This window comes from Streptomyces sp. NPDC002577, assembly GCF_053594815.1.
In genome coordinates this window covers 1-5,249 of sequence record NZ_JBSFWK010000094.1, presented here as the reverse complement: position 1 = coordinate 5,249, position 5,249 = coordinate 1, and the positions used below count along the sequence as shown (strand labels likewise).

Here is a 5,249-nt window from a genome sequence, read left to right as displayed (position 1 = left end):
AGCAGGCCACCGGCATCGGACCGGCACGTTCCGGCTTCGCCCACACCATCAGGCGACACCAGAACCACACATAGACTCACGAACCGCCCACTCAGTCCGCTCCCTCATGGAATCGCTCAGTCACATTCTGTGACTGAGCGATTCGGTTGGCGGGTGAGCGCGAGACTTGGCAGGGCTGAGCATTTCAGGTGGCGGGCCCTACCCGGCACAGTACGAGCGCCGGTGACCAGCCCGCTGCCAAAGTCTCGGCCACCAGGGGCATGAGCGTAAGGATGGCTCCACGGCACTCGGCTTTACCTGCCCGAATCCACGGCTCCCCGCGCCGTCCCGCCGATCATGGTTGATAGCCTCCCAGGATGACTGCGACCTTCGACGAAGTCGTCCGTGCCCGGCTGCAAGCCCCCAACATCTGGTACGTCGGCACCGTGTTCGCCGACGGAGCACCGCAGGTCAGCCCGATGTGGGTGGACCTGGAGGGAGAGGGGGAGCTGATGTTCAACACCTCGGTGGGCCGGGTGAAGGAGGAAAACCTGCGCCGTGACCCCCGCGTCTATCTCTCGCACGCGGACGTCACCGATCCCTTCGACCGAGTGCAGATCAGTGGTGTGGTGGCCCGCTTCATCGAGGGCGAGGAGGCGCACGACCGGATGGACCGGCTGGCCCGCAAGTATCTGGGCAGCGAGCGTTTCGAGTGGATCACGCCGGGAGAACAGCGGGTCGCGGTGATCGTGCGCCCCGTCAAAGTGCGGCACATCGTCGGAGTGGAACGGTTCCGACCCGGCGGCCCCGTCCCCGCTTCCTGACCGGCAAACCCGAGCGCCATCCCGCTCCCGGTGCCCGGCCCGCTTCCGGGACTGCGGTGCCAGTCTGTTGCTAGCAGCACGGCTTCGCCCAGGCAGCGGGCTCAGCGCCGCCAACTCAAGCGCTCATTCGCCAACTGAACTGCTCAGTCACAATTTCCGGCTTTGGGGTCTGCTGCAGGTTTGGGTGACATCTGAACTGGCTTGCCCTGCGGGGCGGGTGGGAAGGATGTCGCTGTGCCCAAGCCTTATCCCGAGGAGTTCCGTGAGGAAGTTGTGCGGGTCTCGAGGAACCGCGGTCCGGGCGTGACACTGGAGCAGGTGGCTGCCGACTTCGGCGTCCACGCGGTGACGCTGTCGAAGTGGATGCGCCGTGCGGACATCGACGACGGGGTGAAACCCGGAACGACCACGCAGGAGAACGCGGAACTACGGGCCGTGCGTCGGCGGATCAAGCTGCTGGAGCAGGAGAACGAGGTCCTGCGGCGGGCCGCGGCTTACCTGTCGCAGGCGAATCTGCCGGGAAAAGGATCTACCCGCTCGTGAAGGAGCTGGCCGTGGACGGGGTTCCCGTCACGGTCACGTGCCGGGTACTCAGGCTCGCGAGACAGCCCTACTACCGCTGGCTCGACCGGCCGGTGACCGATGCCGTGCTGGAGGAGGCTTACCGCGCGAATGCGTTGTTCGACGCCCATCGTGAGGATCCGGAGTTCGGCTACCGCTTCCTGGCCGATGAAGCCCGCGATGCAGGGTCGCTCATGGCCGACCGGACTGCGTGGCGGATCTGCCGGGACAATCGCTGGTGGAGCGTGTTCGGGAAAAGACGCGGCAGGACCAAGAAGGCCGGTCCGCCGGTGCACGACGACCTGGTCCGCCGTGACTTCACCGCGAATGGCCCGAACCGCCTGTGGCTCGCCGATATCACCGAACACGCCACCGGCGAAGGAAAGTTGCGTCTCTGTGCGATCAAGGACGTCTTCAGCAAGAGGATCGTCGGCTACTCCATCGACGCGCGGATGAAGTCCCGCCTCGCCGTGACGGCCCTGAACAATGCTGTTGCCCGGCGGGAGAAGGTCGTCGGGTGCATTCTGCACACCGATCGCGGGTCGCAGTTCCGGTCACGGAAATTCGTTCGGGCGCTCAACGGTCACGGGATGGCCGGTTCGATAGGAAGGGTCGGGGCGGCAGGCGACAACGCGGCCATGGAGTCCTTGTTCAGCCTGCTGCAGAAGAACGTCCTCGACCGCCGATCGTGGGCCACCCGTCAGGAACTGCGTATCGCGATCGTGACCTGGATCGAGAGGACCTACCACCGACGCCGCCAGCAAGACTCGCTCGGCCGGCTGACCCCCATCGAATTCGAAACCGTCATGACCACACCGGCCGTCTAGGCCGCGTGATCGAACCTGTCACCCAAACCTGCAGCAGACCCCACCCCATTCCCCCAGGTAGGCGAGGTGAGCTGTGAGGCTGTGAGGTGCAACGCGTATTCACCGCTGTGCTCCAGCAGTGTCCGGGTATCAACCGGGGTCGGTGGCCATGGAGTTGAAGGTCTCCCGTATGAGCAGGTCGGTGGCGCCAGGCTGTTCGACCAGGCTGTCGAAGAGGTCAGCGAGCAGCCAGAGCACGAAGTTGTGTACCAGGGCTTCCTTCGGTGGGATCGTCCCGAACTGGTCGCGCCAGGCCACTGTGTCCATGCCCATGGCCGCGGCCATGAGGACGCCGGTGACCATCGGTACCCGGGCGGGGTCGGCCAGTTCGAAGTCGGGGAGCTTGCGGATCACGGCCGGGATCAGATCACTGAGCGGATCGAGGCGGTCCTCCTCTCCACCGTCCTGCTGGCCGATGATGTGCGCGGTCAACACGCCCACCAGGAAGACTGAGCCCCGGGACACTTCCTCCCGGCCGTAGGTGTCCATCGCGGCCTGGACACGCTGCTGCGCCTGCCGACGTTCCTTCTCTGACGTGCGCTTCTCTAAGATCCGGTACGAGTCCCATGCCGCGCGGAGTGCCTCGTCCACGACTACACCGTCACTGGTCATGCGCTGACCGTCGTGAGTTGGCGGACTGCGGCGGCACCAAGCTCCTCAAGCAGCAGGGCAGCAGCCTTGGCAAGATCGCCGAGAAGACCGGTATCCCCAAGACCTCCCTGCACCGTTACCTCACGGTTCCGAGTGCCGACGAGACACCGAACGGGACTTGCTGTGGCATCGCACTTGGACTCTGCATGGTTCCTACTCGACCGCCGACTGCGAGTCTCCAGGCCACGCTCACCGTCTCCATCCACGAATCCTTGTGATGAACTCATTGGCAGCACGTGCGAAGGGCTTCCAGCGCCTGCCGCCGTATCTGCCGAGGGCCCCGGACAACTCAGCCCGCTGCTCCGGCGTCATCGGGCCCAGGACGCAGACCGGGACTTCTGGAGCGCTTTCGGGGGGAGGCGTCTTCGGATAGGGCCATCCCGCCGGCTTAAGCAAGGGAGGCTCGGAGCCCGGCATGAACGTCAGGTAGAGCGCGGTGAACTGGTAGGGACCCCAGTTCCGGAACTCCCTGATGGAGATGTACAAGATCCGGTCCCAAGTGAATTCACGGCGCTCTGTGGAGTCGGTGGTCATGATGTATTTCGGGCCGACGTGCAAGACCCAGCCCGATCTCACCTCAGGCACCGCAAACTTCTTTGTTCCGAACCATCCCGCGAACGTCTGCGAGGGCCGAGGATTCGGGAGCTTCTCGGCATAGGTGTCCAGGGGTTCTTTGCCCGTCCAGACCGCCTCGAACGGGCTGTCGTCCGGGGGCTTCTGACCCGTCTGCCAACCGCGCAGCCTCTCCAGCGCGGCAGCTGCAGTCAGGCGCTTCTTCGGGTCCTTGTCTAATAGGCCGAAGATCAGCGATTCGAGGCCGTCGGCCTTCTTCATCGGCGGCGGCTGCTGCGTCGCCACCGCGCCCAGGGTTGCGGTGTCCGTTTCACGCCGGAACGGGGATTTGCCCTCGGCTGCACGGTAGAGCGTGACGCCGAGGGCGAACAGGTCGCTCGCGGGCCCGGCCTCCGCGCCGTTGATGCGCTCGGGGGCGAGGTATTCCGGTGTCCCGATGACGTTGCCGACGGTGGTGAGGCGGGTGTCGTCTTGGTGGGCGGCGATACCGAAGTCGGTCAGGAGTACCCTGCCGTCGTCGGCAAGCATGATGTTCGCCGGTTTCACGTCCCGGTGGACCATCTTGGCCTTGTGGGCCGCGTCCAGCGCTTTCAGCATTGCCTCCGCGACATCGGCCACCTTCTTCGGCGGCAGCGAGCCCTGCGCCAGCCGGTCTGCCAGGGAACCGCCGCGGACCAGTTCCATCACGATCCACGGCCGGTCGTCCTCGATGACGACGCTGTAGACCGGCACGATGTGCGGATGATTGCGCAGCTTGGCGGCGTTGCGGGCCTCCCGCGCGGCATATTCGAGCCGCCGGGAGTGCTCCGAGGGGTCGATGGCGGGAGGGAACCATACCTCCTTGACCGCCACATCGACGTCCAGGTGTTCGTCGTAGGCCTGCCAGATGCGGCCGAAGCCGCCTCCGGCCAGCTCGCGTACCAGGCGGTATTGGTCGGCGATGCGCCGTTGTGGGCTGCTCATCCGGCCGGCACCGTTCCGGCCGCTTCCTCGGATCTGCCGCCGGGGTCGTCGGCCCGCCCGGGAGGCATGGGCACGATCGTGGCAATTGCCCGGCCGTGGTCGGTCAGGACGATGGGCTCACGGGTGGTGGCGACCCGGCGGGCGAGGTCGTTCAGGATCGGTCGCGCACGGGTTATCGATACCGCCTCGGTCATGAATGTAGTTTGACGAAGTGTCATGAACGAAGGAAGGGATCGGAGCGATCGCCACCGGATGACCCCCGCATCCCCGGCCGGTTTGACGGTGACGACGGGCCTACACGCTGCGCTTCGCCCGCCCTGGACAGGTCGGCGCACCCATTCTTGACCGGCTATCGGAGCGGCGCCGGGACGCACGCGAGACGCTCATGATCGTCCTGCGCTGTCGCGCTACCCGCAGGGGCCTCCCCGATTAACTCCCGCTAGACGTCCGCCCGGTCACAGACTCGGCGATCAGCAGGTCCGCGACCGCACGTTGCAGTGCGGCCCAGATCAGGTCCAGGCCCTCCAGCCGAAGCGACCCAAGCCGTCGGTCGCCGCAACGTGAGTCGGCCCCTGGGCTGCTGCCCAGCCGTCGGCTCACTGATCCGTGCTGCTCAGCCGCCCGGTCGGGTCACCGTGAGCGGGCGTACCCGCCGGTTCGAGTAGCGACAGGGTCCGCCGCTGCGCGTCGAGGGCGACGCGGGTGCCGACCGGCATCGGCAGGTTCGGGCCAGCGTGTGCGGCTTCTCGGCTTGGGGTCGGTGGTGGTGAGAGTCGGTGGTGCTGGTCTCGTGGTTGGTGTTTTGGTGCTGGTCAGTGGGGTGTTGAAGGTA

Annotated in this window: 5 protein-coding genes; 2 read left to right on the top strand and 3 right to left on the bottom strand. The window is 66.0% G+C overall.

The features are described 5' to 3' along the window. The first annotated feature begins 356 nt into the window (after positions 1-356). Together ACWD4J_RS43880 and ACWD4J_RS43875 are read left to right on the top strand one after the other, a co-directional pair. Complete coding sequence (locus ACWD4J_RS43880) at positions 357-803, top strand: TIGR03618 family F420-dependent PPOX class oxidoreductase (protein ID WP_451401163.1); 447 nt, start codon at positions 357-359, stop codon at positions 801-803. A 234-nt stretch (positions 804-1,037) separates the two neighbouring features. Next, positions 1,038-2,191, top strand: a protein-coding gene (locus ACWD4J_RS43875) for an IS3 family transposase (protein WP_451401164.1) whose coding sequence is annotated in 2 segments (ribosomal slippage) — positions 1,038-1,322 and positions 1,325-2,191 — 1,152 coding nt in all. Because the reading frame shifts where the segments join, the coding sequence is not laid out codon by codon here. A gap of 129 nt (positions 2,192-2,320) precedes the next feature. Here ACWD4J_RS43875 and ACWD4J_RS43870 read toward each other — a convergent pair. The 3 genes from ACWD4J_RS43870 to ACWD4J_RS43860 form a co-directional block, all read right to left on the bottom strand. Then, positions 2,321-2,842, bottom strand: coding sequence for a hypothetical protein (locus ACWD4J_RS43870; RefSeq protein WP_451401162.1), 522 nt, complete (start codon positions 2,840-2,842; stop codon positions 2,321-2,323). A gap of 228 nt (positions 2,843-3,070) precedes the next feature. Further along, positions 3,071-4,417 carry a serine/threonine-protein kinase gene (locus tag ACWD4J_RS43865; RefSeq protein WP_451401161.1) on the bottom strand — a complete coding sequence of 449 codons (1,347 nt, stop codon included), beginning with the start codon at positions 4,415-4,417 and terminating at the stop codon, positions 3,071-3,073. After that, the gene (locus tag ACWD4J_RS43860; RefSeq protein ID WP_451401160.1) at positions 4,414-4,611 is read right to left on the bottom strand and encodes a type II toxin-antitoxin system prevent-host-death family antitoxin; all 198 of its coding nucleotides are present in this window, start codon (positions 4,609-4,611) and stop codon (positions 4,414-4,416) included. Before ACWD4J_RS43860 ends, ACWD4J_RS43865 begins: the two co-directional genes overlap by 4 nt. Positions 4,612-5,249 lie beyond the last annotated feature (638 nt).

Excerpts from the sequence above, each read along its gene's own strand:
- ACWD4J_RS43880 (WP_451401163.1), top strand. The coding sequence starts at position 357 with ATGACTGCGACCTTCGACGAAGTCGTCCGTGCCCGGCTGCAAGCCCCC.
- ACWD4J_RS43870 (WP_451401162.1), bottom strand. The coding sequence starts at position 2,842 with ATGACCAGTGACGGTGTAGTCGTGGACGAGGCACTCCGCGCGGCATGG.
- ACWD4J_RS43865 (WP_451401161.1), bottom strand. The coding sequence starts at position 4,417 with ATGAGCAGCCCACAACGGCGCATCGCCGACCAATACCGCCTGGTACGC.
- ACWD4J_RS43860 (WP_451401160.1), bottom strand. The coding sequence starts at position 4,611 with ATGACCGAGGCGGTATCGATAACCCGTGCGCGACCGATCCTGAACGAC.